Origin of the sequence: Streptomyces sp., from assembly GCF_019510245.1 — a bacterium.
GTDB lineage: Bacteria > Actinomycetota > Actinomycetes > Streptomycetales > Streptomycetaceae > Streptomyces.
Map to the genome: position 1 here is coordinate 1 of NZ_JAEKKT010000185.1, position 26711 is coordinate 26711.

General features: G+C 70.0%; 29 protein-coding genes, 4 tRNA genes and 2 pseudogenes. 9 read left to right on the plus strand and 26 right to left on the minus strand.

The window, feature by feature from the left end; all coding sequences use genetic code 11:
* The 7 genes from rplJ to JF597_RS37165 form a co-directional block, all read right to left on the minus strand.
* Positions 1-262: 50S ribosomal protein L10 (gene rplJ / locus JF597_RS37135; RefSeq protein WP_294005969.1), on the minus strand; the 262-nt coding region annotated here is incomplete at its 3' end.
* 319 nt (positions 263-581) lie between these two features.
* Positions 582-1502: a hypothetical protein gene (locus tag JF597_RS37140; RefSeq protein WP_294005971.1), complete on the minus strand. Its 921-nt coding sequence runs from the start codon at positions 1500-1502 to the stop codon at positions 582-584.
* A 178-nt stretch (positions 1503-1680) separates the two neighbouring features.
* A complete protein-coding gene (rplA, locus tag JF597_RS37145) occupies positions 1681-2406 on the minus strand; it encodes a 50S ribosomal protein L1 (RefSeq protein ID WP_294005974.1) in 726 nt (241 codons plus the stop codon).
* An 81-nt stretch (positions 2407-2487) separates the two neighbouring features.
* Positions 2488-2922 (minus strand): 50S ribosomal protein L11, encoded by a 435-nt coding sequence (rplK, locus tag JF597_RS37150; RefSeq protein ID WP_132857189.1) that lies wholly within the window; start codon positions 2920-2922, stop codon positions 2488-2490.
* A 254-nt stretch (positions 2923-3176) separates the two neighbouring features.
* Complete coding sequence (gene nusG / locus JF597_RS37155) at positions 3177-4019, minus strand: transcription termination/antitermination protein NusG (RefSeq protein WP_294005986.1); 843 nt, start codon at positions 4017-4019, stop codon at positions 3177-3179.
* A gap of 80 nt (positions 4020-4099) precedes the next feature.
* Complete coding sequence (secE, locus tag JF597_RS37160; RefSeq protein ID WP_294005989.1) at positions 4100-4381, minus strand: preprotein translocase subunit SecE; 282 nt, start codon at positions 4379-4381, stop codon at positions 4100-4102.
* Positions 4382-4490: 109 nt separating this feature from the next.
* Positions 4491-4563, minus strand: a tRNA-Trp gene (locus tag JF597_RS37165).
* Between the two features lie 261 nt (positions 4564-4824).
* Here JF597_RS37165 and JF597_RS37170 point away from each other — a divergent pair.
* Both JF597_RS37170 and JF597_RS37175 read left to right on the plus strand, forming a co-directional pair.
* Positions 4825-6051, plus strand: a complete 1227-nt coding sequence (locus tag JF597_RS37170; protein WP_294005992.1) for a pyridoxal phosphate-dependent aminotransferase — start codon at positions 4825-4827, stop codon at positions 6049-6051.
* 132 nt (positions 6052-6183) lie between these two features.
* Positions 6184-7224 carry an adenosine deaminase gene (locus tag JF597_RS37175; RefSeq protein WP_294005995.1) on the plus strand — a complete coding sequence of 347 codons (1041 nt, stop codon included), beginning with the start codon at positions 6184-6186 and terminating at the stop codon, positions 7222-7224.
* Between the two features lie 7 nt (positions 7225-7231).
* Here the strand turns inward: JF597_RS37175 and JF597_RS37180 are convergent, their stop codons facing one another.
* A complete protein-coding gene (locus JF597_RS37180) occupies positions 7232-7849 on the minus strand; it encodes a helix-turn-helix domain-containing protein (protein ID WP_294005998.1) in 618 nt (205 codons plus the stop codon).
* Between the two features lie 152 nt (positions 7850-8001).
* On the opposite strand from JF597_RS37180, the gene JF597_RS37185 reads away from it, so the two are divergent.
* Entirely contained in the window at positions 8002-8634 is a 633-nt protein-coding gene (locus JF597_RS37185) for an NAD(P)H-binding protein (protein WP_294006001.1), read from the plus strand.
* A 39-nt stretch (positions 8635-8673) separates the two neighbouring features.
* On the opposite strand, the gene JF597_RS37190 is transcribed toward JF597_RS37185, so the two are convergent.
* The 8 genes from JF597_RS37190 to JF597_RS37225 all read right to left on the minus strand — a co-directional run bounded on the left by JF597_RS37190 (position 8674) and on the right by JF597_RS37225 (position 13544).
* Positions 8674-9729, minus strand: coding sequence for a UDP-N-acetylmuramate dehydrogenase (locus tag JF597_RS37190; RefSeq protein WP_294006004.1), 1056 nt, complete (start codon positions 9727-9729; stop codon positions 8674-8676).
* Between the two features lie 112 nt (positions 9730-9841).
* Complete coding sequence (locus tag JF597_RS37195; protein ID WP_294006007.1) at positions 9842-11278, minus strand: DHA2 family efflux MFS transporter permease subunit; 1437 nt, start codon at positions 11276-11278, stop codon at positions 9842-9844.
* Positions 11279-11369: 91 nt separating this feature from the next.
* On the minus strand, positions 11370-11951 hold the full coding sequence (locus JF597_RS37200) for a TetR/AcrR family transcriptional regulator (protein ID WP_294006010.1): 582 nt from the start codon (positions 11949-11951) through the stop codon (positions 11370-11372).
* Between the two features lie 128 nt (positions 11952-12079).
* A complete protein-coding gene (locus JF597_RS37205) occupies positions 12080-12508 on the minus strand; it encodes a MaoC family dehydratase (RefSeq protein WP_294006012.1) in 429 nt (142 codons plus the stop codon).
* 7 nt (positions 12509-12515) lie between these two features.
* Positions 12516-12980, minus strand: a complete 465-nt coding sequence (locus tag JF597_RS37210; protein ID WP_294006015.1) for a MaoC family dehydratase N-terminal domain-containing protein — start codon at positions 12978-12980, stop codon at positions 12516-12518.
* Between the two features lie 117 nt (positions 12981-13097).
* Complete coding sequence (gene rpmG / locus JF597_RS37215) at positions 13098-13262, minus strand: 50S ribosomal protein L33 (RefSeq protein ID WP_003948671.1); 165 nt, start codon at positions 13260-13262, stop codon at positions 13098-13100.
* A 90-nt stretch (positions 13263-13352) separates the two neighbouring features.
* Positions 13353-13425: transfer RNA gene (locus JF597_RS37220), tRNA-Met, on the minus strand.
* A 46-nt stretch (positions 13426-13471) separates the two neighbouring features.
* Positions 13472-13544 (minus strand) — tRNA-Thr (locus JF597_RS37225).
* A 266-nt stretch (positions 13545-13810) separates the two neighbouring features.
* Here JF597_RS37225 and JF597_RS37230 point away from each other — a divergent pair.
* On the plus strand, positions 13811-15079 hold the full coding sequence (locus JF597_RS37230) for a hydrolase (RefSeq protein WP_294006315.1): 1269 nt from the start codon (positions 13811-13813) through the stop codon (positions 15077-15079).
* Between the two features lie 175 nt (positions 15080-15254).
* A complete protein-coding gene (locus JF597_RS37235) occupies positions 15255-15911 on the plus strand; it encodes an SDR family oxidoreductase (RefSeq protein WP_294006318.1) in 657 nt (218 codons plus the stop codon).
* Between the two features lie 4 nt (positions 15912-15915).
* Here JF597_RS37235 and JF597_RS37240 read toward each other — a convergent pair whose 3' ends face one another.
* Both JF597_RS37240 and JF597_RS37245 read right to left on the minus strand, forming a co-directional pair.
* Entirely contained in the window at positions 15916-16128 is a 213-nt protein-coding gene (locus JF597_RS37240) for a hypothetical protein (protein ID WP_294006321.1), read from the minus strand.
* 193 nt (positions 16129-16321) lie between these two features.
* Positions 16322-16403 (minus strand) — tRNA-Tyr (locus JF597_RS37245).
* Positions 16404-16629: 226 nt separating this feature from the next.
* Between JF597_RS37245 and JF597_RS37250 the strand changes: the two genes are divergently transcribed.
* A complete protein-coding gene (locus JF597_RS37250; RefSeq protein ID WP_093499708.1) occupies positions 16630-17118 on the plus strand; it encodes a YajQ family cyclic di-GMP-binding protein in 489 nt (162 codons plus the stop codon).
* A gap of 81 nt (positions 17119-17199) precedes the next feature.
* Here JF597_RS37250 and JF597_RS37255 read toward each other — a convergent pair whose 3' ends face one another.
* Positions 17200-17466: a GlsB/YeaQ/YmgE family stress response membrane protein gene (locus JF597_RS37255; RefSeq protein WP_294006326.1), complete on the minus strand. Its 267-nt coding sequence runs from the start codon at positions 17464-17466 to the stop codon at positions 17200-17202.
* 202 nt (positions 17467-17668) lie between these two features.
* On the opposite strand from JF597_RS37255, the gene JF597_RS37260 reads away from it, so the two are divergent.
* Positions 17669-18916, plus strand: a complete 1248-nt coding sequence (locus JF597_RS37260) for an amino acid permease (protein ID WP_294006329.1) — start codon at positions 17669-17671, stop codon at positions 18914-18916.
* 95 nt (positions 18917-19011) lie between these two features.
* On the opposite strand, the gene JF597_RS37265 is transcribed toward JF597_RS37260, so the two are convergent.
* Both JF597_RS37265 and JF597_RS37270 read right to left on the minus strand, forming a co-directional pair.
* Positions 19012-19578, minus strand: coding sequence for an SMI1/KNR4 family protein (locus JF597_RS37265; protein WP_294006332.1), 567 nt, complete (start codon positions 19576-19578; stop codon positions 19012-19014).
* Between the two features lie 121 nt (positions 19579-19699).
* Positions 19700-19990: pseudogene (locus JF597_RS37270) on the minus strand (YccF domain-containing protein); the annotation flags it as partial.
* Between the two features lie 118 nt (positions 19991-20108).
* Between JF597_RS37270 and JF597_RS37275 the strand changes: the two are divergent.
* Complete coding sequence (locus JF597_RS37275) at positions 20109-20510, plus strand: YccF domain-containing protein (protein ID WP_294006335.1); 402 nt, start codon at positions 20109-20111, stop codon at positions 20508-20510.
* Positions 20511-20560: 50 nt separating this feature from the next.
* Here the strand turns inward: JF597_RS37275 and JF597_RS37280 are convergent, their stop codons facing one another.
* Together JF597_RS37280 and JF597_RS37285 are read right to left on the minus strand one after the other, a co-directional pair.
* Positions 20561-21421, minus strand: a complete 861-nt coding sequence (locus tag JF597_RS37280; protein WP_294006338.1) for an enoyl-CoA hydratase/isomerase family protein — start codon at positions 21419-21421, stop codon at positions 20561-20563.
* 324 nt (positions 21422-21745) lie between these two features.
* Positions 21746-21842 (minus strand): annotated as a pseudogene (locus JF597_RS37285) (IS5/IS1182 family transposase); the annotation flags it as partial.
* Positions 21843-21895: 53 nt separating this feature from the next.
* Here JF597_RS37285 and JF597_RS37290 point away from each other — a divergent pair.
* Entirely contained in the window at positions 21896-22444 is a 549-nt protein-coding gene (locus tag JF597_RS37290; protein WP_366916498.1) for a recombinase family protein, read from the plus strand.
* Between the two features lie 80 nt (positions 22445-22524).
* Here the strand turns inward: JF597_RS37290 and htpX are convergent, their stop codons facing one another.
* The 3 genes from htpX to JF597_RS37305 form a co-directional block, all read right to left on the minus strand.
* Complete coding sequence (htpX, locus tag JF597_RS37295) at positions 22525-23388, minus strand: zinc metalloprotease HtpX (RefSeq protein ID WP_294006341.1); 864 nt, start codon at positions 23386-23388, stop codon at positions 22525-22527.
* Positions 23389-23614: 226 nt separating this feature from the next.
* Positions 23615-25138, minus strand: coding sequence for an NADH-quinone oxidoreductase subunit N (locus tag JF597_RS37300; RefSeq protein WP_294006344.1), 1524 nt, complete (start codon positions 25136-25138; stop codon positions 23615-23617).
* Entirely contained in the window at positions 25135-26709 is a 1575-nt protein-coding gene (locus tag JF597_RS37305) for an NADH-quinone oxidoreductase subunit M (RefSeq protein ID WP_294006347.1), read from the minus strand. The genes JF597_RS37300 and JF597_RS37305 overlap by 4 nt, the downstream gene beginning before the upstream one ends.
* Between the last annotated feature and the right edge of the window lie 2 nt (positions 26710-26711).

The window sequence follows — 26711 nt, forward strand, 5'->3', positions numbered from 1 at the left end:
CCACCGGGTCACCGGTGACGAAGGCGACCGCCGTCGGACCGTTGAACAGGTCGTCGAGCGTCGTGATCCCGGCCTCGTTGGCCGCAATCTTGGTCAGCGTGTTCTTCACCACGGCGTACTGGGCGTTCTCACCGAGCGACCGGCGCAGCGTCTTGAGCTGCGCCACGGTGAGACCCCGGTACTCGGTCAGCACGGCGGCGTTCGAGCTGCGGAACTGCTCCGTCAGCTCGGCCACCGCGGCAGCCTTGTCGGGCCTTGCCATAGAGCGTCGGCCTCCTTCCGGGTGATGAGGACCGCTCGGAAGGGGCTGGGGAATACGAAACGCCCCGGCGCAGGCGCACGGGGCGTAGCTCGACCGAGGTCACACACGCGAGGCATGCGTCTCCGGGAGCACTTCCACAGTCACCTGCGCGGGTCGTCCGCGGTTCAGCGGATCCTTCGGCCACCGCACGCTCTTGCGAGCACACGGTAACGACCAGCGGTCTTTGGCTTCTCCGGAAGAGTACGGGACCTGTGCACTGTCGAGCAAATCGGTCCCCGGCCGACAGCGGCCCGGAGCTTCGAGGGGGCGACCCGGCGGCTCAGGAGGTCGGCCCGGCCAGGCCCCGCTTCTCGAGGAGCGTCCCGAAGTCCTCGGTGTCCCTTGCGGGAGGCTTCTGGGCGCTGACCTGCACGCCGTAGTCGCTGTAGTGCGCGGTCTGGGTCATCGTGCCGTTCGCCGTGGTGGCCTTCTCGGTCTTCTTGACCAGCAGGTCCCGGCCGTTGACCCAGATGTCGACCGTCTCGGTGCCGACGCCGGCCTGGGTGAGCTGTTTCTTCAGGGCGGCCAGCCGGCTCGCCGTGAGGCTGCTGCTCCGCCCGGCCAGGTCGGCCACCTCCACGGTGCCCGCGTAGTGGGTGGTGGCCTGGCCGTCGACCGTCTCCTCGCCGACCTTCTTCACGTCGCCGGAGGCGAGCAGCATCTGTATCGACTTGTTGGGCGTGGTGTTCTGCATCTGGTCCTTGAGCAGGGCGCCCGAGCCGCCGGCGACGGCGGCCAGGTCGTCGTACCCGTACCGGATCCAGTGCTTGCCGCCCGTCCGCGCGGCGAACGTGCCGCTCATCTTCGCGTAGTAGGCGTCGGGCAGATAGCGCGCCTCCATCGACGTCGTGCCGAGCCTGCGCATCAGCTCGGCCGTGCTGCCGCCGGTGCAGGTGATGGTGACGGTGCCGGATATCCCGTCGTCCCAGGCGAGGCTGCCGTCGGTGGTCATGGACAGCAGGAAGCCCATGGTCGTGGTGGTGCGGATGCGGGCGGAGTCGGCGTTGCCGGTGGTCTTCTCCGCGGAGCGCAGCGCGGCGATGGGGCGGACCCCGGTGGCGGCGCGGGCGCCGGCCCTGTCCTCCTTCTCGGAGCCCCCCGAGCCCCCTGAGCCGCCCGCGGAGCTGCAGGCGGCCACTGCGGCCAGTGCGGCCGCCACCACGATCGAGACCGCCGTACGACGTGTCCGCCGGCTCTTCATCCCGCCCACCCCCGTGAAGATCCCGTCCCCCCGGTCCCTTGCCCCGACGCTAACCCAGGGCACGGACAACGCGCCGGGAGTCGCTCGAACAACGGGACGGGCCCCGCAACCGGGAGGTTGCGGGGCCCGTCCTGTGGGTGTCGCGTCCCTGACGCGGCTACCGGACCGAGCGCGGGGCTCAGACGGCGGCCGGGTCCTCCTCGACGAGGAGGTTGCGGGTGCGGTTCGGGTCGACCGGGATGCCGGGGCCCATGGTGGTGCTGACCGCGGCCTTCTTGATGTAGCGGCCCTTGGCGGCGGACGGCTTCAGACGGAGGATCTCCTCCAGCGCCGCGCCGTAGTTCTCCACCAGCTTGTCGTCGTCGAAGGACGTCTTGCCGATGATGAAGTGCAGGTTCGAGTGCTTGTCGACGCGGAACTCGATCTTGCCGCCCTTGATCTCGTTGACAGCCTTGGCGGTGTCCGGCGTGACGGTGCCGGTCTTCGGGTTCGGCATCAGACCACGGGGGCCGAGGACGCGGCCGAGGCGGCCGACCTTGCCCATGAGGTCCGGGGTGGCGACGACGGCGTCGAAGTCCAGACGGCCCTTCGCCACCTCGTCGATCAGCTCGTCGGCGCCGACGATGTCGGCGCCCGCGGCACGCGCGGCCTCGGCACGGTCACCGGTCGCGAAGACCAGGACCCGGGCGGTCTTACCGGTGCCGTGCGGGAGGTTCACGGTGCCACGGACCATCTGGTCGGCCTTGCGCGGGTCGACACCCAGGCGGAAGGCGACCTCGACGGTGCCGTCGAACTTGGTCGTGGAGGTCTCCTTGGCGAGACGGACGGCCTCGAGCGGGGCGTACAGCTTCTCCCGGTCGATCTTCTCGTCCGCAGCGCGAAGGGCCTTGCTGCGCTTGCTCACAACTTGCTCCTGTGTGTTCTGAAGGAGTCGTGGTGTACGGGCCGAGCAGGCCCTACCACGGTGGTTCTACGAAGGTGGGGTTCAGCCCTCGACCGTGATGCCCATGGAGCGGGCGGTGCCGGCGATGATCTTCGACGCGGCGTCCAGGTCGTTGGCGTTCAGGTCGGGAAGCTTCGTCTGGGCGATCTCCCGGACCTGCTCCTGGGTGATCTTGGCGACCTTGGTCTTGTGCGGCTCGCCGGAGCCCTTCTCGACACCAGCGGCCTTGAGGATCATCTTCGCGGCCGGCGGGGTCTTGGTGACGAAGGTGAAGGAGCGGTCCTCGTAGACCGTGATCTCCACCGGGATGACCCAACCGCGCTGCGACTCGGTCGCGGCGTTGTAGGCCTTGCAGAACTCCATGATGTTGACGCCGTGCTGACCGAGCGCGGGGCCGACCGGCGGGGCGGGGTTCGCCGCACCGGCGTTGATCTGGAGCTTGATGAGCCCCGTGACCTTCTTCTTCTTGGGAGGCATAGCTCTCCGGGTCCTTTCATTTCGGGTCCTGCCTGCGCCAGGTTTCTCTCCTGGATGCAGGCATACCGCACAACGATAACGGGTATGGATGCGCGGCCAAAAACGAACAGGTCAGGGGGCTCGCTCTGGAGCCGACCCTGACCTGTCTCACTTAGGGGCGCTCGGGGTACCCCCGGCCGAAGGCTGGGGGAGGAACTGCGCGAACAGCCCCCACGCACCTGCAGTCGAACGACTACCGACTCAGCTCTTCCGACTCAGTTCTTCTGAATCTGGTCGAACGAAAGCTCCACCGGCGTCTCACGCCCGAAGATCTCCACCAGACCCTTGACCTTCTTGGAGTCCGGGTTGATCTCGTTGATCGTCGCCTGCAGCGTGGCGAACGGACCGTCGGTCACCGTCACCGAGTCGCCCACCTCGAAGTCCAGCACCTGGACCTCGACCTTGCGCTGCGGCACCGGCTTGCCCTCGGCCTCCGCCGCCTCGCGCGCCGCCTTCTCCTCGGCCTCCGGCGCGAGCATCTTGACGATCTCGTCCAGGGTCAGCGGGTACGGGTCGTACGCGTTGCCGACGAAGCCGGTGACACCGGGGGTGTTGCGGACGACACCCCACGACTCGTTGGTCAGGTCCATGCGGACGAGCACGTAACCGGGCAGCTTGTTCTGCTTGATCGTCTTGCGGTCGCCGTTCTTGATCTGGACGACCTCTTCCTGCGGCACCTCGGCCTGGAAGATGTAGTCCTCGACGTTCAGCGAGACGGCGCGCTGCTCCAGGTTGGTCTTCACGCGGTTCTCGTAGCCGGCGTACGTGTGGATGACGTACCACTCGCCGGGGAGCAGGCGCAGCTCCTCGCGGAGCGCCTGGACGGGGTCGACCGGCTCGGCCGGCGCTTCCTCGAGAGCCTCCTCGACCTCGTCGGCGTCCTCGTCCTCCGCCGTGTCCTCGTCCTCGACGTGGACCGCGGTCTCCTCGGCCGGCTCCCCCAGTTCGGCCTCGGCAGCCTCGAACTCGTCCTGCTCGTCCGCGCCCTCGACGATGTCCAGCTCGTCCTCGACGGCCTCTTCGGGCTCGACGGCGTCGTTCAGGTTCGGGTCAGACACGATGGCTGCTTCTTCCTGGATACATAGGGGTGGAACATGCGAAAACGGGCGCCGGTACCACGGCGCCCTTCGCTCTGTGCTCAGCCGAAGACGTACTTGGCCGCGTGGTTGAGTCCATAGTCAATCACGGTCACCAGAGCAATCATGATGGCGACGAAGAAGATCACCACGGTGGTGTACGACGTCAGCTGGTTACGAGTCGGCCAGACGACCTTGCGGAGCTCCGCGATGATCTGGCGGTAGAAAGTGGCAAGGCGCTTCAGCGGGCCCTTCTTGGCACGCTTGCCGCCCTTGCGGCCCTTCTTGGACTCCTGCACCTCATCGGCATCAGGCGTGTCGATGGAGCCCACGGCGTCCGTCATTCGTCCTCACCTGGTCCCGGGTCATGGCCGTGCCGCGCCCGGTTTCTGGAGCCGCACGGCGGTGCAATGCTTGTACGTACATGCGCACACATCCTGGCGGTGTGTGTAGCAGGGCCGGAGGGACTTGAACCCCCAACCGCCGGTTTTGGAGACCGGTGCTCTACCAATTGAGCTACGACCCTTTGTGTGTCCCCCAACGTACCGCATGCGACCCGGTGCTCGGTGTGCACCGGCCCAGGCACGGCTGTCGAAGGCCAACGAGGTGAGAGTGTACGTGGTCCGCGGCGCCGCGTCGAACAGAAAGCGGCAAGCCTGGTGGGCCGTACGGAAGATCGTCCTGGCCGCGGGCCGGATCCGCACGCTTGTTCATGGTTCGGCCCGTAGTTGTTCAGTCCGTGAAACCGGCGTGCCGGGCAGGTTTCCGGTCTGAAACGATGGGCCCCATGAGCGCTGCAACCCCTCCCACCGAGCGCCGGGTCTCCGCCCGAGTCGGCGCGATCTCCGAGTCCGCCACCCTCGCCGTGGACGCCAAGGCCAAGGCCCTGAAGGCCGCCGGGCGCCCGGTGATCGGCTTCGGCGCCGGTGAGCCCGACTTCCCGACGCCGGACTACATCGTCGAGGCCGCCATCGAGGCCTGCAGGAACCCGAAGTACCACCGCTACACCCCGGCCGGCGGTCTGCCCGAGCTGAAGACCGCGATCGCCGCGAAGACGCTGCGGGACTCCGGCTACGAGGTCGACGCCTCCCAGGTCCTCGTCACCAACGGCGGCAAGCAGGCCATCTACGAGGCCTTCGCCGCGATCCTCGACCCGGGCGACGAGGTCATCGTCCCCGCCCCGTACTGGACGACGTACCCGGAGTCCATCCGCCTGGCCGGCGGTGTCCCGGTCGAGGTCGTGGCGGACGAGACCACCGGCTACCGCGTCTCCGTGGAGCAGCTGGAGGCGGCCCGCACCGAGAAGACGAAGGTCGTGCTCTTCGTCTCCCCGTCGAACCCGACCGGCGCGGTCTACAGCGAGGCCGAGACCGAGGCGATCGGCCGCTGGGCCGTGGAGCACGGTCTGTGGGTCCTCACGGACGAGATCTACGAGCACCTGGTCTACGGCGACGCGAAGTTCACCTCGCTGCCGGCGATCCTGCCCGAACTGCGCGACAAGTGCATCGTCGTCAACGGGGTGGCGAAGACGTACGCCATGACCGGCTGGCGGGTCGGCTGGGTCATCGGCCCCAAGGACGTCGTCAAGGCGGCCACGAACCTCCAGTCGCACGCCACGTCGAACGTCTCCAACGTGGCGCAGGTCGCCGCCCTGGCCGCCGTCACCGGTGACCTGGAGGCCGTGGCGAAGATGCGCGAGGCCTTCGACCGGCGCCGCCAGACCGTCGTCCGGATGCTCAACGAGATCGACGGCGTGGTCTGCCCCGAGCCCGAGGGCGCCTTCTACGCCTACCCGTCGGTCAAGGCGCTGCTCGGCAAGGAGATCCGCGGGAAGCGCCCCCAGGACTCGGTCGAGCTGGCCGCGCTGATCCTGGAGGAGGCCGAGGTCGCGGTCGTCCCCGGCGAGGCCTTCGGCACGCCCGGCTACCTGCGCCTGTCGTACGCGCTCGGTGACGAGGACCTCGTCGAGGGCGTGAGCCGGATGCAGAAGCTGCTGGCCGAGGCGAAGGACTGACGTCCTCTCGGCGCTCCACGCGCGCGTGCGGGCCGTCTCCCTGCGGGGAGGCGGCCCGTTCTCGTGTGCGAGCAAGGCCACTAATGGGGAATCCGCTACCGGTACGGCAGGTGCGTACGGCAGGATCCTGGAATGGAGCACGTACGTGATGTCTCTGAGCTGCCGAAAGCTCATCTGCATCTGCACTTCACCGGTTCGATGCGGCCGGGAACCGTCCTGGAACTGGCCGACAAGCACGGCGTACGCCTCCCCGAGGCGCTGACCGAGGCCCTGACCAGCGGCGAACCACCGAGACTGCGGGCCACCGACGAGCGGGGCTGGTTCCGCTTCCAGCGGCTGTACGACGCTGCGCGCTCCTGCCTGAGAGAACCCGAGGACATCCAGCGCCTGGTCCGGGAGGCCGCCGAGGAGGACCTGAGAGACGGTTCGCGCTGGCTGGAGATCCAGGTGGACCCGACGTCGTACGCCCCGCGCCTCGGCGGTCTGATCCCGGCCCTGGAGATCATCCTGGACGCGGTGGAGACGACCTCCCGGGAGACCGGCCTCGGTATGCGTGTCCTGGTGGCCGCGAACCGCATGAAGCACCCCCTGGACGCGCGCACGCTGGCCCGGCTCGCCGTCCGGTACGCGGACCGGGGCGTGGTCGGCTTCGGGCTGTCGAACGACGAGCGGCGGGGCATGGCGAGGGACTTCGACCGGGCGTTCCACATCGCCCGCGAGGGCGGGCTGCTGGCGGCCCCGCACGGCGGCGAACTGACCGGGCCGGCGTCGGTGCGGGACTGCCTGGACGACCTGCACGCCTCCCGGATCGGGCACGGCGTCCGGGCGGCGGAGGACCCGAGGCTGCTCAAGCGCCTGGCGGACCGGGAGATCACCTGCGAGGTGTGCCCGGCCTCCAACGTGGCCCTGGGCGTCTACGAGAAGCCCGAGGACGTCCCGCTGCGCACCCTCTTCGAGGCGGGCGTGCCGATGGCCCTGGGCGCCGACGACCCGCTCCTGTTCGGGTCCCGGCTGGCCGCGCAGTACGACATCGCGCGCGTGCACCACGCCTTCACCGACGCCGAACTGGCGGAACTGGCCCGTCAGTCGGTCCGCGGCTCGGCGGCACCGGAGGACGTGAAGTCCGGGCTCCTGGCGGACATCGACGCCTGGCTGGTCGCCCCGGCGTCCTGATCTGCGGTCACGGGCGGGCGGGCTCCTCGGCGACGGAGAGCCCGCCGAGCAGGGTGCGGGCGATGCGGGCGGCGAACGTGTCCACCGGCGGGCGCTCGCCGGTCGCCGTCGCCTCGTAGGAGAAGACGCGCTGGACACAGGCGCCGAGGAGCAGGGCGGCGGCCGCGGACGTGTCGGCGTCGGGCCGGATCCGGCCGTGCGCCTTTTCGGCGCGCAGGTAGCCGTCCAGGGCCTGCATCGGCACGTGCGGTCCCGCGCCGATGGTGCGGAGCGTGTCGTCGAGCCTCCGCTTGAGCTGCTGCTCCGCGTACAGGGACGCGGTGATCGGGAAGCTCTCCTCGTAGAAGAGGGCGGCCTGACGGGCGATCTGCGTCAGGTTGTCGTCCAGGCTGCCCCGGCCGGGTTCGACGGTGAGCTCGCCCAGGAGCGGGAGGAGTCGCGGCAGCCGCTCGGTGAGCACGTGCACGAACAGCTCTTCCTTGCTGGGGAAGTACTTGTAGAGGGCTGCCTCGGAGCAGCCGGCCGCCCTGGCGATCTCCTTGGTGGTGGCACGGGCGAGGCCGACGGTGCGCATCAGCTCGTGAGCGGCGTCGAGGATGCGGACGCGGGCCGGTTTCTGCTCCATGGCATCCAAGGATCACATGCCTCCTTCCGGCGATTGCGGCGGACTTCCCGAGAACCCTTGACGGGTGAGTGAGTGCTTACCCACTCTAGAGGAGGGGGTGAGTGAATACTCACCCACCTGAATCCCCGTCACTGTGCTGGAACGGAGCAGTCATGAATCTCACTGTGTTCGGCGCGACCGGCGGGATCGGCCGGGAGATCGTCCGCCAGGCGCTGGCGTCCGGCCACCGGGTCACGGCGGTCGTCCGCGACCCTGCCCGGCTGACCGTGACCGGCGCGGGCCTGGAGGTGGTCCGCGCGGACCTCACCGACCCCGAGGTGATCCGCCCGGCGCTGACCGGCCGGGACGCGGTCCTGTCCGGCCTTGGTCCGCGCAGCCGGGGCGACGCCGGCGTCGCCACCCGGCTGACCCGCACGGTCCTGGCCGCCATGGAGGCGGAGGCCGTACGACGGCTGGTGGTGGTCAGCGCCGCGCCGGTGGGTCCGGAACCGGACGGCGACGGCCTCCTGGACCGCACCATGCGCGGCCTGGTCTCCGCGATCCTCAGGCCCGTTTACGACGACCTGCGCGAGACGGAGGCGGAGCTGTCCCGCAGCGGCACCGACTGGACCTCCGTGCGCCCGCCGCGCCTGCAGGACAAGCCGCTGACCGGCACCTACCGCACGGTGGTGGGCGGCTTCCCGCGCAAGGGACGCTTCATCGCGCGGGCGGACGTGGCCCACGCGATGCTGGCGATGATCGAGGACGCGGGGACGGTGAAGCAGGGGGTGGGGGTGGCGTACTGAGCCTCCCCCGGCGAGCCGGTGAGGCGTGCGTCCGTCTCCCTAGAGGCTGACGCCGACGGTCACCGGCTCGTTGACCAGGGTCACGCCGAAGGCGTCCCTGACCCCCGCGACGACCTCCCGCGCCAGCTCCAGCAGGTCCTCGGTCGTGGCCCCGCCCCGATTGGTCAGCGCCAGCGTGTGCTTCGTGGAGATCCTCGCCGCGCCGCTGCCGTACCCCTTGGTGAAGCCGGCCTTGTCGATCAGCCAGGCCGCCGAGGTCTTGGTCCGCCCGTCCCCGGCGGGGTAGGCGGGCGGCTCGGCCGCGTCGCCCAGCCGCTCCCGCACGCGCGCGTGGAAGGCGGCGAACTGCTCGTCCGTGAGGATCGGGTTGGTGAAGAAAGACCCCGCCGACCAGGTGTCGTGGTCCTCGGGATCCAGCACCATCCCCTTGCCGGCGCGCAGCTTGAGCACGGTCTCGCGGGCGTCGGCGAGCGGCACCCGGTCCCCCGGCTCCACCCCGAGCGCCCGCGCGGCCTCCGCGTACCGCACCGGTGCCGACAGCCCGCCCGCGTCCTCCAGCCCGAACCGGACGCGCAGGACGACGTACCGCTCGGGGTCGGCCTTGAACCGGCTGTGGCGGTACGAGAACGCGCACTCCTCGTTGGCCAGCGTCACCGTCTCGCCGGACCGCCGGTCGTACGCGACGACATCGGTGACGGTGGCGGAGACCTCCTGTCCGTACGCCCCCACGTTCTGGATGGGCGTGGCCCCCCCGGACCCCGGGATGCCCGCGAGGCACTCGATGCCCGCGAGGCCCGCCTCGACGGTGCGGGCGACGGCGTCGGTCCACACCTCGCCGGCCGCCAGCTCCAGCGTGGTGCCGCGCAGCTCGAAGCCGGTGGTGGCGATGCGCAGGGCGGTGCCGTCGAAGCCCTTGTCGCCGATGACCAGGTTCGATCCGCCGCCGATGACCAGCAGCGGGGTCCCGTTGTCGTCGGCCGCACGGACGGTGGCGATCACCTCGGCGTCGGTGGTCGCGGTGACCAGCCGGGTGGCGGGGCCGCCGAGCCGGAAGGTGGTGAGGGGGGCGAGGGGGGCGTCGTGGAGTTCCTGCACGCGCCCAAGACTACGAGACGCCGTCGGCGGTCCGGCCGCCACGAGCGGCACGCGCGCGTGGGGCCCCGTCCGCACCGGAAGGGGTCCCACGCGCGCGTGCCGTCAGCCGTCGTCAGCCGCCGACGGCCTCCAGCGCCGGGGCCGGCTCCCCCTCGGCCACGAGGCGCGCGGCGCGCCGCCGGCCGGGGATGGCCAGGGCGGCGATCCCGGCGAGGGCCACCACGGCCGAGCCCGTGACCAGGGCGGGCTTGAGCCCGTCCACGAAGCTCTGGGCGCTCTCGTAGCCGCCCTGGGCGGAGAAGATCGACGACATCACCGCGACGCCGAGCGCGCCGCCGACCTCGCGCAGCGCGTTGTTGGCGCCGGAGGCGATGCCCTGTTCCTGCGGGCGTACGGCGGACATCACCAGGTTGGCGGCCGGGGCGAAGTACAGGGCCATGCCGATGCCGCTGACGATCAGGCCGGGCAGCTGCGCGCCGTAGGAGGCGTCGGCGGTGACGACGGAGGCGAGGTAGCCGAGCCCGGCGGCCTGCAGGAAGAGCCCGGCCGCGACGACGGGGCGGCCGCCGATGCGGTCGGACAGGATGCCCGCGATCGGTGCGACGATCATCGGCATGCCCGTCCAGGGCAGCATCCGGAGGCCCGCCTCGGTGGGCGAGTAGCCGAGCACGCCCTGCATGTACTGGCTGAGCAGGAAGATCGACCCGAACATCCCGAGGAACATCAGCAGACTGGCCGCGTTGATCCCGGAGAAGGCACGGGAGCGGAAGAGCCGCATGGGCAGCATGGGGTTCTTGGCGCGGCTGCCGTGCAGGACGAAGCCGGCGAGCAGGGCGGCGCCCGCGAACAGCCCGGTGAGCACGAGCGGGCTGCTCCAGCCGTCGGCGGGGCCGCGCACCAGGCCGTAGACGATCCCGAAGAGGCCGCCGCTGGCGAGCAGGGTGCCGGGGACGTCGAGCGGGGCGCCGGTGCCGTGCGACTCGGCGAGGCGGAGGCGGGCGAGCGGCAGCAGGGCGAGGCCGAGCGGCACGTTCAGCCAGAAGATCCAGTGCCAGGACACGTGTTCGGTGAGACTGCCGCCGATGAGCGGTCCCGAGGCGACCGCGAGTCCGTTGACGGCACCCCAGATGCCGTAGGCCATCCCGCGCCTGGCCTCGGGCACGGCGGCCGTCAGCAGGGTGAGGGTGAGCGGCATCATGACGGCCGCGCCGACACCCTGCACCGCGCGGGCGGCGATCAGGGAGTCGATGCCGGGCGCCATGGCCGCGGCGGCGGAGGCGCCGGTGAAGACGGTGAGCCCGGCGAGGAAGAGCCGGCGCCGGCCGAAGCGGTCACCCAGGGCGGCCCCGAACATCAGCAGGACGGCGAAGGTGAGCGTGTAGGCGCTCACGGTCCACTCGAGGTCGTCCAGGGCTCCGCCGAGGTCCTTGCGGATGGAGGGCAGGGCGGTGGTGACGACGAGGTTGTCGAGGGCCGCCATGAACCCGGCGACGCTGGTGATGACGAGCGCCCATCCGGCGCCCCCACGACGTGCGGTCTCTTGTGACATCGCTCCCCCAGAGCGCATAGGTGGGTAGTTATCGATCACTAAGTTTCCGGTCCATGAAAAAACCCGGACCAGGGCGGGCGGACCGGCCCCCTCACCCCTCGCTGCACTTCTCCAGCCGCCCCGTGGTCCCGGCATCCGGGTACATCCCCTGCCAGACCCGGTGCCCGGGCGGAAACCCCATGGCGGCGTAGGTGTTGATGAGCATCCCCTTGGCCAGGAAGGTCGTGGTGCGGTCGACCTCCGCACCCGAGAGCAGATGGACGGTGTCCCACAGCCGCTCCCAGCCGGCCCTCACCAACTCGCCGAACTCGTGCTCACCCTCCGCCTCGGCGGCCGCGACGGTGATGTACGTCTGCATCTGCATCTGGAGCCGCTCCGGCCGCTCCTGGATGAGCTGCACGTACGCGTCGCCCATGGCATGCAGGGCCTCTTCCCCCTGCAGCCCTTCGGCCACCTTCTCGAAGAGCTCGCACATCTCCTCGATGCAGCGCTGCGAGGCGGCGGCGAAGATCGCCTTCTTGCCCGGGAAGAGCCGGAAGAGATACGGCTGCGAGACCCCGACCCGCTTGGCGATCGCCTCGGTGGAGGTGCCGTAGTAGCCCCTCTGCGAGAACTCCGCGATCGCCGCGCGGATGACGCTCTCGCGCCGCTCCTCTGCGCTCATCCTGACCATGCAAGAAAGTTAGTACTCAATCACTAACTAAGTCAAGGGCTCGTGAACCAGTCGGCTGCGCCTCGGGCGCCCCCCTACACGTAAGAGGCGCCCGACAACGGAGGGCGCCCCTTACCGAATCACCGGACTCAGCCCAGGCGTACGACCGCCCGCGACATGCCGAGCACCTTCTGCCCGGCACTCGTAGCCGTCAGGTCCACGCGCACGGTGTTGTCGTCGAGCTTGGCCGCGACCTTGCCGCTGACCTCGATCAGGGCACCCTGGTCGTCGTTCGGCACGACGACGGGCTTGGTGAAGCGGACGCCGTAGTCGACGACCGCACCCGGGTCGCCGGTCCAGTCGGTGACCACCCGGATCGCCTCGGCCATGGTGAACATGCCGTGGGCGATCACGTCCGGCAGGCCGACCTCCTTGGCGAACTTCTCGTTCCAGTGGATCGGGTTGAAGTCCCCGGAGGCTCCCGCATACCGCACCAGCGTGGCGCGGGTCACGGGAAAGGTCTGCGCCGGCAGTTCGGTGCCGACCTCGACGTCCGCGTACGCGATCTTCGACGTCATCGGATCCTCACGCCCCGCCTTCTTCTGCCTCGGCCGCGCGGGCCACCAGCTTGGTCAGGGCGCTCACCACGAGCTCGCCCGCCTCGTCGTGGACGTCACCGCGGATGTCGATGACGTCGTTGCCCGCGAGGGACTTGATGGCCTCGATGGTCGAGGTGACACTCAGCCGGTCACCGGCGCGCACCGGGCGCCGGTAGGCGAACTTCTGGTCACCGTGCACCACCCGGCTGTAGTCCAGGCCGAGCTGCGGGTCCTCGACGACCTGGCCGGCCGCGCGGAACGTGATCGAGAAAACAAAAGTCGGCGGGGCGATCACGTCGGAATAGCCGAGCGCCTTGGCGGCCTCCGGGTCCGTGTACACGGGGTTGGTGTCACCCACCGCCTCGGCGAACTCACGGATCTTCTCCCGGCCCACCTCGTAGGGCTCGGTGGGTGGGTAGGTCCGTCCCACGAAGGACTGGTCGAGCGCCATTGGCCCGGCACCTCCTGATGTCTGCTGTGCTGCCCCACAAACTAGCGGGAAGGCATCGGCCGAAACGCCGTGAGGCCGCCCCCGAGTCGGGGACGGCCTCACGGACGAGCCTGTTTGTTATCGCGTCTCGCGATGCGCGGTGTGCGCATTGCAACGCGGGCAGTGCTTCTTCATCTCAAGACGGTCCGGGTTGTTACGCCGGTTCTTCTTGGTGATGTAGTTCCGCTCCTTGCACTCCACGCAGGCCAGCGTGATCTTCGGGCGGACGTCGGTGGCAGCCACGTGAGTGCTCCTAAGACGAACGGATGGACTGATTCAACGCAAGAAAGAGTAGCCGATCGAAGGACCGACCCCGCAATCGGCTACTGTCAGTAGCGGTGACCGGACTTGAACCGGTGACACAGCGATTATGAGCCGCTTGCTCTACCGACTGAGCTACACCGCTTTGATGAGATCGGCCCCCGCCTCGCGACGGGAACCTCTCACACCAGAGCCCCAATACGGAATCGAACCGTAGACCTTCTCCTTACCATGGAGACGCTCTGCCGACTGAGCTATTGGGGCGAGCGATGAAGACATTACACGCTCGGCCGCCGTTCGCCCAAATCCGTTTCCCGCCGCCCTTCCCGGCCCCTTCCGCACGGCTCACGACGGCCTCCGGGGCCCCTTCCGGCACTCCCCACGCGCGCGTGCCGAACCGTTCCCCGCAGGTCCGACGGCTCCGGTACGACTATTGCGCTCCTCCCCGCCCCACGCGGCTCGCCACCCTAGGCTCGACTCACTCTGCGTGATCTTGAGTCCAACGCCTGGACCGAACCTCATGGAGCGCGATGCCCGACAGCCAGCCGCAGCCGCCCTCGTCGTCGTCCAACCCGCAGGGTTCCTCCGGCCGGCCCGACCCCGCCGCACTCCTGCTGTGCGGGGCACGGCTCACCGACGGCCGGACCGTGGACGTACGACTGGGCTGCGGGCGCATCGAGGCAGTGGGGACGGCGGGCAGCCTGGCGCCGGGCCCGGCCCGCACGGGCGGCACACGCGTGGACCTGACCGGCTACCTCCTCCTCCCCGCCCCGGCCGAACCGCACGCCCACGGCGACACAGCGCTCTCCGCCGAACACGACGGCCCGGTCTCCTACGAACCCGAGGACGTCCAGCGCCGCGCCACCGAGGCGGCCCTGCTGCAGCTGGGACACGGTGCGACGGCGGTACGCGCCCACGTGCGCGTGGGCGACGTCCAGGGGCTGGGCGCCCTTGCCGCCGTCCTGCAGGCGCGCCGCTCGCTGCGCGGGCTCGCGGAGCTCACGACCGTCGCGATGCCGCGCGTGCTGACCGGGATCGCCGGCGCCGACGGACTCGCCATGCTCCGGGACGCCGCGAAGATGGGCGCGTCCGTGGTGGGCGGCTGCCCCGACCTGGACCCCGATCCCACCGGCTACGCGGAGGCGGTCCTGGAGGTGGCCTCCGAACACGGCTGCCCCGTCGACCTGCACACGGACGCCACCGATCCGGCCAGGCTGGCCAGGCTCGCGGCGATGGCGGGCGGCATGCGCCCCGGCGTGGCCCTCGGACCGTGCGCCGGGCTCGCGCGCCTGCCCTCCGAGGTGGCCGCGCGGGTCGCGGACCAGCTCGCCGCGGCCGGCATCACGGTGGTGTGCCTGCCCCAGGGCGGCTGCGGTTCCGTCGACCGCCGCGGCACGGCTCCGGTACGGCTGCTGCGCGCGGCCGGGGTGCGGATCGCCGCCGGCAGCGGCGCCCTGCGCGACCTGTCGAACCCCGTCGGCCGCGGCGACCCGCTGGAGGCGGCCTACCTCCTGGCCTCCCGGCACGGCCTGCGCCCCCAGGACGCCTACGACGCCGTGAGCACCGCCTCCCGCGCCGCCCTCGGCCTTCCCGAGGTCCGCGTCGAGGCCGGCTTCCCCGCCGAACTCCTCGCGGTACGCGGCGACCACCTGGCCGGCGCGCTCTCGCTCGCCTACAGCCGGATCGTGGTGCACCGGGGGCGCGTGGTGGCACGCACCAGCGCGGTCCGCGAGTACTGCAACTCGGCGGTGGCAGCGGAACTCGGGCTGCCGCGACAGGGGCGGGGGGAGTTGTCCTGAGGGGCGCGGGAGCGCGAACGCCCATGCGCACGCAGGGCGCGGGAGCGCGCGCCCTGGAGCGAGGGATCTCCGCAGCGCGCTCGAACCGGCCCCACGCGCCGGGCGGTACCGCCCGGCGCGTGGGGCGCATGAAGTCGTGCAGCGGACGCGGGCCTTCGGGCGTACGGTCTGAAACATGCGCATTGTCATCGCTGGTGGTCATGGTCAGATCGCGTTGCGGCTGGAGCGGCTGCTCTCCGCGCGCGGGGACGAGGTCGCGGGAATCATCCGGAACGCCGAGCAGGGCGACGACCTGGGGGCGGCCGGTGCCGAACCGGTGCTGCTGGACCTGGAGTCGGCGTCGGTCGACGAGGTCGCGGCTGTTCTGCGGGGGGCTGACGCGGCGGTGTTCGCGGCGGGCGCGGGCCCGGGGAGCGGCACTGCCCGCAAGGAGACGGTGGACAAGCGTGCGGCGGTGTTGTTCGCCGACGCGGCCGTGCGCGCGGGCGTGCGCCGTTTCGTGGTCGTCTCCTCGATGGGCGCGGATCCGGCGCACCAGGGCGACGAGGTCTTCGACGTGTATCTGCGGGCCAAGGGCGCCGCCGACGCATACGTGACCGGCCAGAGCGGCCTGGACTGGACGATCCTGCGCCCCGGTGCCCTGACGGACGCGCCGGGCACCGGCCTGGTCCGTCTGGAGGCGCACACGGGCCGGGGTGCGGTCACGCGAGACGACGTGGCCGCCGTACTCGCCGAGTTGGTGGACACCTCGGCGACGGCCGGCCTGACCCTGGAGCTGATCGGCGGGTCGGCGCCGGTCACGGTGGCCGTGAAGTCGGTGGCCGGGAACTGAGTTCTCAGAACAGCGGCAGCTGCCCGGGGAACTCCGGCAGGACGTAACCGTCCAACGAGGGCTCCACGGCCCCGATCAGGGCCTGCTGCCGTGAGCCCGAACAGGAGACCAGTTGCCCGGCCTCACGCGCCCCGGGCGGGTCGTGCCGCGCGAAACGGCCCGCCACGACGGCGATTTCACGGTGGCACACCGGGCAGGTTCTGCGTCGGGAGGACATGTGTTCAGTGTGCCCCGAGGCGGGACCCCCGCGACCGACCGCTGCCCGGCCGCCTCGTCCGGCGAAGCACCCTCATGATCTTCATCACGCCTCGCGGCCACGCGGCCCGGTCTGCGTGAAGGCGCACGCACAAGGACATGACGAAGGGCCCGTGACCTGCTTGATCGCAGGTCACGGGCCCTTCGTTCCCGTGTGGCGGCGCCAGGATTCGAACCTGGGAAGGCTGAGCCGGCAGATTTACAGTCTGCTCCCTTTGGCCGCTCGGGCACACCGCCGGGGTCCTGCCACCAGATCGAACCGCTTCTCGGCGGTGCTCCCTGGCAACGACGTAAACAATACCCGATCCACAGGGGTGCTCCGCCACCCGATTGATCGCCGCTCGCGGGACGCGGGATGGCTAGGCTGGTGCGGATGCGGCCCGGTCCCCACCCCGGGCCCGGCGGCCGCCGCGCGCGCCGCAACGCATCCCGTCACACCCCCCGATACAAGGAGCCACAGGACATGGCCGACTCCAGTTTCGACATCGTCTCGAAGGTCGAGCGGCAGGAGGTCGACAACGCCCTCAACCAGGCCGCCAAGGAGGTCTCCCAGCGCTATGACTTCAAGGGCGTGGACGCCTCGATCGCCTGGTCCGGCGAGAAGATCCTGATGCAGGCGAACTCCGAGGAGCGGGTCAAGGCGATCCTCGACGTCTTCCAGTCGAAGCTGATCAAGCGTGGCATCTCGCTGAAGGCGCTGGACGCGGGCGAGCCGCAGCTTTCCGGCAAGGAGTACAAGATCTTCGCGTCGATCGAGGAGGGCATCTCCCAGGAGAACGCGAAGAAGGTCGCGAAGATCATCCGCGACGAGGGCCCCAAGGGCGTGAAGGCCCAGGTCCAGGGCGACGAACTGCGCGTCAGCTCCAAGAGCCGCGACGACCTCCAGGCCGTGATCGCGCTCCTGAAGGGCCAGGACTTCGACTTCGCGCTCCAGTTCGTGAACTACCGGTAGGCAGCGCCTCCGAAGCACACAGGGCGGGCACCGCGCGGTGCCCGCCCTTCACGTGCGCCGGCCCCGGGCCGGCCGAGGTGGTCAGTCGCGCGAGTTGCCGAACAGGATGCGGTAGGCGATCAGCAGGACCAGCGAGCCGCCGATCGCCGCCACCCAGGTCGCGCCGTCGTAGAAGTTCTTGGCAACCGGGTGGTCCAGCCAGCGCGCCGAAATCCAGCCGCCGAGGAACGCACCCACGATGCCGATGAGAGTCGTGCCGATGAAGCCGCCCGGGTCGCGTCCCGGCAGCAGGAACTTGGCGATGGCGCCGGCCAACAGTCCCAGGATGATCCAGCTGATGATGCCCATGACCTGAACCTGCCCTTCCGCGCTGTGTTCGCACTCTTCCGGCCCTGTGATTCAGGTCCGGTCCGGCTGTGCCGGACGGGTTGCGCCGGGCTAGCCGTCCGAGCCGTCCGCATGTGTCCGTCACGCGCGTGTTCGTTCCCTGTCGACGGCAAGGACGCCTGGGCGATGCCCCACGGTTGCAGTGATCAGTAGGGTGCGCCGCATGGCTTCCACTCCTCCTTCCGGTCTGCGGCGCACGCTGGGCGTGCACGACGCCGTGATCGTCGGCCTGGGCTCGATGGTCGGCGCCGGAGTGTTCTCCGCACTGGGCCCCGCGGCCCGCGCGGCCGGGTCGGGACTGCTGCCCGCACTGGCCGTCGCCGCGCTGGTCGCCTACTGCAACGCCATGTCCTCGGCGCGCCTGGCCGCCCGGTACCCGCAGTCGGGCGGCACCTACGTGTACGGGCGGGAGCGGCTCGGCGCCTTCTGGGGGTACCTCGCGGGCTGGGCGTTCGTCGTCGGCAAGACGGCGTCCTGCGCCGCGATGGCGCTCACCGTGGGCACGTACGTCTGGCCGGGGCAGGCGCACGCGGTGGCGGTCGCGGCCGTGGTGGCGCTGACCGCGGTGAACTACGGCGGTGTCCAGAAGTCGGCCTGGCTGACGCGGGTGATCGTGGCCGTGGTGCTGGCGGTCCTCGCTTCCGTGGTGGTCGTGTGCCTGACGTCCGGGGCGGCGGACGCAGGGCGGCTGGGCATCGGGCTCCCGACGGGCCTGGCCGGGGTGCTCGAGGCTGCCGGCCTGCTGTTCTTCGCGTTCGCGGGGTATGCGCGGATCGCGACCCTCGGTGAGGAGGTACGGGACCCGGCGCGCACCATTCCGCGTGCGATCCCGCTGGCCCTGGGGATCACTCTGGTGGTGTACGCGTGCGTGGCGGTGGCCGCGGTCTCGGTGCTGGGGACGGACGGGCTCGGCCGGGCGGCCGCGCCGCTGGCCGACGCGGTGCGGGCGGCCGGGGCGCCGGGGCTGGTGCCCGTGGTGCGGGTGGGGGCTGCGGTGGCCGCGCTCGGCTCGCTGCTGGCCTTGATCCTCGGGGTGTCGCGGACGTCGCTGGCCATGGCCCGCGACGGTCATCTGCCGTCGGCGCTGGCCGCGGTGCACCCGCGTTTCCAGGTCCCGCACCGCGCGGAGCTGGCGGTCGGCGCGGTGGTCGCCGTGGCGGCGGCGACGGCGGACGTCCGGGGTGCCATCGGTTTCTCCTCCTTCGGTGTGCTGGCGTACTACGCGGTGGCCAACGCATCGGCGTGGACACTGGATACGGCGCCGCGGGCGCGGGCGGTACCGGTGGTGGGACTGCTGGGGTGCGTGATCCTCGCTTTCGCGCTGCCGGTGGCCTCGGTGGTCGCGGGAGCGGCCGTACTGGCGGTGGGTGCGGCGGCGTACGCCGTACGGCGGTGGATGGCGGCCCGGTAGGCACGGTGACCGTCCCGGCGACAGCGACCGTGAGCGGCGGCGTGGGACGGCGGTGGAGGCGGTCGGGAGATCCCACGCGGTCGGGAGGCCCCCTCTCAGAAGACCTCCTCCGGGGCCGTGCGGGTCCGGAAGCCGGCCCAGGGCCCCAGATCCGTGCCCGCGTCGGTCTCCTCGTACCAGCCCGTTCCCTCCAGCCAGATGCGAAGCCAGCCGGCCAGGCTCGGCGCGTCCACGAACCAGGCGCCGTCGGCGTCGTCGGCATTGGGCTCGTAGAGCAGGACCGTTGCCTGCGGGTCCCGGCAGTCCACGCACGCGTACATGCCGCAGCCCCAGTGGGATATCGGCAGGACGCCCTCGGGCCACGGCCAGTCCGGGTTCTTGCGGCCGTACTCGCGGTTGCTGAGGTACTGGGCGACGGCGGCCGGTTCCCCCGAGGGCGCGGAGTCGAGCAGGGGCAGCAGGCCGTACGACGGGCCGAAACCGCCGTCGCCCACCCGCTCGTAGAGCGCGGCGAGAAGAGGCGGCAGCGGGAAGCCCAGGGTCCGGCCGGCGCGGTCGAGCGTGGCGGCGTCGACAGGCGCGGGGAGCGAAGGCCAGCCCCACGGGCGGGAGTTGCGGGCCTGAACGGTCACCTGTGTCAGCAACTGCTCGATCTCGGTCATGGCTTCATGATGCAGGTCGCCACCGACAATCGCGCCGGCCTGTGGACGACCTCCCGCCGACACTCCGGCCTGTGGACAACTCGTGCGCCAGGGACGCCGGGAGGGGGCGGACGAGGTGCGGTCAGCGAGTCGCGAACGGCTGGTCCGTGGGCACGATCTCGCGTCCGAGCGGGAGCAGGGAGACCGGGATCAGCTTGAAGTTGGCGACGCCGAACGGGATGCCGATGATCGTCAGGCACATCGCGATGCCGGTGACGATGTGGGCGAGGGCCAGCCACCAGCCCGCCAGGACCAGCCACAGGACGTTGCCGACGCAGGAGGGGGAACCCGCGTCGCGACGCTCCACGGTCGTGTACCCGAAGGGCCACAGGGCGTATACGCCCATACGAAAAGCAGCTACACCGAACGGGATCGTCTCGGGACGCCCCCAATCCCGCTACAAGGGCGCTGCGCTTCCGCCTGGACGCCTGACCGGCTGATACTTGTGGCAGCAGGCATGCCGACGGAGTGACCTGGAGATGGTACCGACCATGAAGGTGTTCAACCTGCTGCTCAACATCCTGTGGCTCGTCTTCTGCGGCTTCTGGATGGCGCTCGGCTACCTGATCGCAGCGCTGATCTGCTTCGTCTTGATCATCACCATCCCGTTTGGCATCGCGTCCCTGCGTATCGCCGGCTACGTCCTGTGGCCATTCGGGCGGACCACTGTGGAACGGCCGGACGCCGGCGCCGGATCCTTCATCGGCAACGTGATCTGGGTGATCTTCGCGGGGTGGTGGCTGGCCCTGGCCCACCTGATCACGAGCATCCCGCTGTTCTTGTCGATCATCGGGATCCCGTTCGGTTGGGCCAACCTTAAGCTCATCCCGATCTCACTCATGCCTTTGGGCCGAGAGGTCGTACCCACGGATCAGGCTTTCGGCGGGCGCTGATATCTCTCGGGTCGCGGCAATCGGCCCCTCAAAGCCGCAACCCTTCCGAACTACTGACCTTCAAAACGCACGTGCGCATCGTGTGTGTCCTCCGCCGGCTGGCGTCCGAGGTGGTAGCCCAGGCGCAATTCGTAGTCGCCAGGCTGATTGCGTCCTGCGGCGGTGGCAGCCGGAAGCCTGCGCTGGGAACCCGGCCAGCCGAAGGAGTGCATGTAGAGGTCGTAGGAGGACTGCAGATCCTCCGCGGACGGCAGCGTGGACCGGTTGACCTGCCGCTTGACGGCAGCGATCGATTCCGTGTCAAAGGAGGCGATCCGGCGGGCCAGGGTGTCGACGAACGCGTCGAGTTCGCTGTCGGCGACCGTACGGTTGACCCAGCCGTACCGCTCGGCCAGCTCACCCGAGTAGTCGTCACTGGACAGGGCCACCTCCAGCGCCCGGGCACGGCCGAGCAGCCGGGGCAGATGTTCAAGGCCACCGCCGCCAGGCAGGTTGCCGTTGGCGGTCTCGGGCTGGCAGAACAACGCCCGCTCACTGGCGAAGCGCATGTCCATCGCCTGGATTAGCTCACTGCCGACCCCCCTGACGCGGCCCCTGACCTTGGCGACCGAGACGACCGGCAGACGTGACAGGCGGGTGCTGGCGTCAATCAGGAGCGGGTGGCCGCTGGCGCCCAGCTCCTTGGGAGTCTCAGCCACCCTGGAGGTGTCGTAGTGGTTCAGGAAGTAGTCGCAGTTCGCCGACTCGAACACGGACACCCGCAGCTCCGAAGCAGCCTCCATCTGATCGACCAGTCTCGGAAGCTCGGTGAGCATCTCCGGGGACACCAGGTTGATCGGCGGGCTGTCGAACGTGACCCTCCACAAACGCCTGGTCTCGGCGGTCACCGAGAAATGCGTCCATTTCTCCACAGATTCGTCTCCTTGGCCTGCGGCTCCATACCTGTGATCACACAGTCGGCAACTCGCAGCCTCCTCGTCCGCGGTGTCGACAGCCACCGTTGCCGTGCCGGCCGCCGGTGGCAGTTCTCGGGCTGATTCGCGCGATTATCCGCGCGACAGGGTGACGCGGCCCAGGTCCACGACGGCGCGGCGGACAGATCACGGACACCGGTTCAGTCGATCGGCGCAGCTCAGAAGACTGCGGCAGGCGACATCGCGCGCTGAATCTCAGTAATTGCCCGACTGATGTGACCTGTGCGCAAATTCACCTGGCCTGCACCTTTAGAAGTTGTCTCACGTGGTGAGTTTCGCGAGTTTCTTGTAGCAGATGAGAGCTGCGGCGAGGCCCAGGAAGGCGAGGAAGTTGCTGCCCTTGCGTTCATAATCGTGGTGGTGCCGGACGGCCGTGTGATCGGTCGTAAGGGCCGCGCCTTCTGGCGTTGGGTGTGGGCCCTCGAAGACATCGGCGTTTACGTCGCCGTCGTGGCCGACGACTACGACAACACGACGACCGAGGGGCGCAAGAAGATGCGCCGCGATGCCGAGTACGCAGAGACCGAGTGGGAGACGATCCGAGACCGCACCCAGGGCGGGTTGCAGGAAAAGGCGGAACTCACGCCGGCCGCGCACATCGGTGGGCGCCCTCCCTACGGCTACCGCATCGCCAACAAGGGAACTCCCGGCTCGTACTTGGTGGTCGACGAGGATGAGGCGAAGGTCATCAAGCGCGTGTACGACCTGGTCGTCAGCGAGGGCCTCAACCTCCGTAAGGCCACGATCCGTCTGAACTCGGATGGAATCAAATCTCGTACGGGCAAGTCTTGGACACGTGACAACCTCCGTGATCGAGTGATGCCGACGCCCGTGCTCGACGCCGTGCTCGTCTTTCGCGGCAAGCATGCCAAGACCGACGAGGACGGCACCCCCCTCTGGGGCGACTCGATCAGGATCGAGCTTGCTCTCTTCCCGAACCTCAGCTCCTACCGCCGATGATCATCGAAGGGCGAGTCGCCCCGAGCGCGATGCTGCACCCTGAGGAACGATCCCGAGCCAAATGATGTTCAGGATGGTCTTCACTGAGGGCGACCTGCCATCTTCTCTAGCCGGGCGATCCGTTCCGCCATGGGCGGGTGCGTCGAGAACATCTTGGACAGTCCCTGGCCCGGGCGGAAGGGGTTCGCGATCATCATGTGGCTCGCGGTCTCGATCCGGGGCTCGGGGGGCAGCGGGAGCTGTTTGGTGCCGGCGTCCAGCTTGCGCAGGGCGCCGGCGAGGGCGAGCGGGTCGCCGGTGAGCTGGGCGCCGGAAGCGTCCGCCTCGTACTCCCGGGAGCGGCTGATGGCGAGCTGGATGAGGCTGGCGGCGAGCGGACCCAGAATCATGATCAGCAGCAGGCCGAGGAAGCCGGGACCGTCGTCGTCGTCCGAACGGCCGACCGGGATGAGCCAGGCGAAGTTGACCAGGAACATGATCACCGAGGCGAGGGCGCCGGCGACCGACGAGATGAGGATGTCGCGGTTGTAGACGTGGCTGAGTTCGTGGCCGATGACGCCGCGCAGTTCCCGCTCGTCCAGGATGCGCAGGATCCCCTCCGTGCAGCACACGGCGGCGTTGCGCGGATTGCGGCCCGTGGCGAAGGCGTTCGGTGCCTCCGTCGGCGAGATGTACAGGCGGGGCATGGGCTGGCGGGCCTGGGTGGAGAGCTCGCGGACCATCCGGTACAGGGCCGGGGCCTCGAACTCGCTCACGGGGCGCGCACGCATCGCGCGTAGCGCCAGTTTGTCGCTGTTCCAGTACGCGTACGCGTTCGTGCCGAGGGCGACGAGGACCGCGACGATCAGACCCGTCCGGCCGAAGAAGCTGCCGATGACGATGATGAGTGCCGACAGTCCCCCGAGGAGAACTGCGGTCCTGAGCCCGTTGTGCCGGCGGTGCACGGTACGCCCTCCAAGTCGTGCGGCAGGGGAACCCTTTGCCTGCGGCGCTGCCTTCCGATCTGCGATGCCACCGGTGTCCTGGTGAACACGTCCAGTGGACCCTCCCGCACTGGTCAACGCCAGGCGACGGCCACTAGTTCCCTTGTGTCCGCTGTGCGCCGGGTGAGCCGTCCGGGTGAGGGACCGCCGCCTGGCGCGGACGGTTCGCACGCGCGCGTGCGCGTCGTCAGAACAGGCCGGTGGTGGCGAAGCGCAGTACCAGCTGCGGAGCGCCGGACAGGACGACGCCGAGGGTGCCGGTCAGGGCGAGCGCGGCCGTGAGAGGGGCCGGGAGGCGGTGCCTGACGGGCTCGCCCTCGGGGGCACGGAACAGCAGGGCCGTCCACTGGAGGTAGTAGTAGAGGGCGATCACTACGTTGACGGCCATGACGACGGCGAGCCAGCCGAGGCCGGCGCCGACGGCCGCCGAGAAGACGGTGACCTTCGCGAACAGGCCGATGACGCCGGGCGGGAGCCCGGCGAGGCACAGCAGGAAGAACGCCAGGAGCAGGGCGGTCAGTGGGTTCCTGGCGTACAGGCCGCGGTAGTCGGAGATCCGGTTGAGCCGCGCGGTACGGGCGACGGCGGCGGCCACCGCGAAGGCACCGAGGTTCACGGCGGCGTACATGAGGGCGTAGGCGACGGTGGAGCCGACGGCCTTGCGGGCGTCCTCGGCGTGTCCGGCGGCTGCGATCGGCACCAGCAGATAGCCGGCCTGGCCCACTGACGACCAGGCGAGCAGTCGTACCGCGCTGTACGCGCGCGTGGCCTGCTGGCGCAGGGCCGCCACGTTGCCGACGGTCATGGTGAGCGCGGCCAGGGCGGCGAGCGCGGGGCCCCAGACGTCGGCGTAGGACGGGAAGGCGACGACGGTGACCAGGATCAGCCCGGAGAAGCCGACGGCCTTGCCGACGACGGACAGGTAGGCGGCGATCGGGAGCGGGGCGCCGACGTAGGTGTCGGGCACCCAGAAGTGGAAGGGGACGGCGGCCGTCTTGAACGCGAAACCCACGAGGGTGAGGACGACGCCCGTCTGGGCGAGCGTGTGCAGCTGTCCGTCGACGTGCTGGATGCGTTCGGCGACCTGGGTGAGGTAGACGGTGCCGGTGGTGGCGTACACGAAGCTGACGCCCATGAGACTGACGGCGGTCGCGGTCACCGAGGACAGGAAGAACTTCAGGGCCGCTTCCGAGGACCTCTTGTCACCGTGCCGGATCCCGACGAGGGCGAAGGCGGGCAGGGAGGCGACCTCCAGGGCGACGATGAGGGTGGCGAGGTCACGGGAGGCGGGCAGCAGGGCGGCGCCGGCGGCCGAGGAGAGCAGCAGGAACCAGAACTCGCCCTGGGGGTAGCGGCGGTTGCCGTCCTTCAGCGCGGTCAGGGACAGCAGGGCCGTGAGCAGGGCACCGCCGAGGACGAGGAACTGCACGACCAGGGTGAACCGGTCGGCCGTGTAGCTGCACGCGCGCGTGGCGCCTGTCAGGCAGAAGGTGCTGCGGTCGTGGTCGAAGAGCGGGAGCAGCAGGAGAGCGGCGGCGGCGAGTCCGGCGACCGAGAGCCAGCCGAGGAGCGGCTTCCTGGCCTCGGGCACGAACAGGTCGGCGACCAGGACGGCGAGGCCGACGGCCGCGGTGAGGGTGGGCGGGGCGATGGCGAGCCAGTCGACGGACTGGACGAGGTTCGCGGCCAGCGGCTGGGCCAGGGCGCTCATCGGGTGCCTCCTGAAAGGAGCTGCTGCACGGCCGGGTCGGTCAGACCGAGCAGGGCCTTCGGCCACAGTCCGGCGACGACGGTGAGGGCGACGAGCGGGGTCCAGGCCGCGCACTCGTAGCTGCGGACGTCGGCGAGCTTCGGCACTTCCTGGGATGCGGCACCCATGCACACGCGGCGGACCACGGCCAGCATGTAGGCGGCCGTCAGGAGGGTGCCGAAGGCGGCGATCGCCATGAAGGTCAGGAAGGCGGGGCGGCTGAGGGGGGCGGCTGGTTCGAACGCGCCGAACAGGGCCAGCATCTCGCCCCAGAACCCGGCGAGTCCCGGCAGCCCGAGCGAGGCCACGGCGGCGAACGCGAGCAGTCCGCCGAGGCGCGGTGCCCTGCCGTACAGCGCGGCCCCCGTCTTCTCGGCCAGGGTGTCCAGGTCGGTCGTGCCGGTGCGGTCCTTCAGGCCGCCGACCAGGAAGAACAGCAGGCCGGTGATGAGGCCGTGGGCGATGTTGGCGAACAGGGCGCCGTTGACGCCGGTCGGGGTCATGGTGGCGATGCCGAGCAGGACGAAGCCCATGTGACCGACGGACGAGTAGGCGATCAGCCGCTTGAGATCGCCCCGTGCGCCTCGCTTGGCCAGGTTCAGGCAGGCCAACGACCCGTAGATGATCCCGACGACGGCGAAGGCGGCCAGGTAGGGCGCGAAGGTGCGGAACCCGTCCGGCGCGGCCGGCAGCAGGATCCGGACGAACCCGTACGTGCCCATCTTCAGCAGGACTCCGGCCAGCAGGACGGAGCCGACGGTGGGCGCGGCGGTGTGGGCATCCGGCAGCCAGCTGTGCAGCGGCCACATCGGGGTCTTGACCGCGAGCCCGATCCCGATCGCGAGAACGGCGATGACCTGCACGGACGTGGTCAGCGACCGGCCGTTGTCAGTGGCGAGTGCCACCATGTCGAAGGTGCCCGCCTTGATTCCGATCAGGAGCAGGCCGAGCAGCATGACGACGGATCCGAGCAGCGTGAAGAGGATGAACTTCCAGGCGGCCCGGGTCCGTCCCGCCCCGCCCCAGCGGGCGATGAGGAAGTACATCGGGATGAGCACCGTCTCGAACGCGAGGAAGAACAGCAGCAGGTCGAGGACGGCGAAGCTCGCGAGGACGCCGGACTCCAGGACGAGCAGCAGGGCGACGAAGGCCTTCGGGGACGGCCCCGTGGGCGGGTTGAAGTACGAGTAGAGCGCGCAGAGGAAGGTCAGCAGCGCGGTCAGGACCACGAGGGGGAGGGAGATGCCGTCGATGCCGAGGTGGATGCGCACGTCGAGCGCGGGGATCCAGCTGATGTCGGTCGTGGCCTGCATCCTCGACGGATGGCCGCTGTCGAAGCCGAGCGCGAGGACGATCGCGGCGACGAGGACCGCGCCGGTCACGGTCACGCCGTGCCGGAGTACCGCCTGCTCGGGCGACTTCCCCTTCAGCCCGGGCGGGGCGGGCAGCAGGGCGGCGACGGCTCCGAGAAGCGGGCCTACGACGATCAATGCCAGAAGGAACTGCATCACGGACTCGCTGATATCGATCACGT